This is a genomic window from Gordonia sputi NBRC 100414, assembly GCF_000248055.1.
Taxonomy (GTDB): domain Bacteria; phylum Actinomycetota; class Actinomycetes; order Mycobacteriales; family Mycobacteriaceae; genus Gordonia; species Gordonia sputi.
On sequence record NZ_BAFC01000047.1, the window covers coordinates 1 to 1289 of the forward strand.

Sequence of the window (1289 nt, forward strand, 5' to 3'; positions counted from 1 at the left end):
GGGCGGGTTCAAGGGATTGTGGCAACACCTATGGCTGAGTGTGTGAGGTTAGCAGTTCGGTGAAGGCTTCGGTGGGGGTGCGGAATCCGAGTGCGGCGCGTGGTCGGTTGTTGAGTGCTGCGGCGACGTGGTCGAGGTGGTCGCGACTGTGTACCGATAGGTCGGTCCCTTTCGGAAAGTATTGGCGCAGTAGCCCGTTGGTGTTCTCGTTGGTGCCACGCTGCCAGGGCGAGTGGGGATCACAAAACCACACCTTCACATTGTGATCGATCGCGATCTGGGCATGAACCCCACGCATCTCCGAGCCCTGATCCCAGGTGATCGAACGCCGAAGGTGCGCCGGCAACCCGCCGATCGCCACCTGCAGCGCAGCACGCAGGTCCTCACCGGTGCGTGTGGTCGGCATATGCAGCAACATCACATACCGGGTCGAGCGTTCGACCAACGTGCCGATCTGCGAACGCCCGTCACGGCCCACGATGCAGTCACCTTCCCAGTCACCGGGAACCGCACGATCACCCACCTCGGGGGGACGATGAGCGATCAGCAACTCCCGCGGCACGATACTGGGGCCCGTCGTGGACGCGGTACGCGGTTTACGCGCTGCCCGACCCGACCTCAACGACGCCTTGACCTGCTTTTTCATCTCCCCACGCGGGAACACATACAAAGCCTGATAGATCGCTTCATGACTGATGCGCATGCCCTCATCCTCCGGGAAATCACGCACCAGCCGAGCGCTGATCTGTTGCGGCGACCAGTACTCGTCACCACTGAGTTTGTCCCACACATACGCGCGTAACCGATCATTGTCCTCCAGCTTGCGCAACTTCGGACGCGCCCGCCGACGCTGCGCGCTGCGATGGGCGTAGGCCGCCCCATACGGGCGGTGCACAGCCCGGTTACGCCGCAACTCACGACTGATCGTCGACGGGGAACGCTGCAGATCACGCGCGATCTCGCGGACCCCAAGACCCGCAGCGGTCTTGTGCGCGACCAGATCACGCTCCTGCGCCGACAAATACCGTGACTGCGGACCAGGCCCCTGTTCATCCACTACGCTCGGCCGGGCAACTCGAGGGATCACTCCTCCATGTTTGGCCACCAACCGGTAACCCAACCGAGAAGAGAACCCCGCGCGTCGCGCGGCCAGCGCCGTGGGCATACCCTCCCGCCGCGCCTGCCAAAACTCCCACACTGCCAACGGCGGCATCGACTGACCACGCCTCAACACCCGCATCACACACCCCAATCACTCAGAGTGTTGCCACGTTCCCTTGAACCCGCCC

At 63.4% G+C, this 1289-nt stretch carries 1 protein-coding gene; it reads right to left on the reverse strand.

From position 1 onward, the window contains the following. Positions 1 to 28: 28 nt before the first annotated feature. Positions 29 to 1240, reverse strand: coding sequence for an IS30 family transposase (locus GOSPT_RS07190; protein WP_085941918.1), 1212 nt, complete (start codon positions 1238 to 1240; stop codon positions 29 to 31). Positions 1241 to 1289 lie beyond the last annotated feature (49 nt).

Coding starts and splice junctions, on each gene's coding strand:
- GOSPT_RS07190 (WP_085941918.1), bottom strand. CDS start 1,240: ATGCGGGTGTTGAGGCGTGGTCAGTCGATGCCGCCGTTGGCAGTGTGG.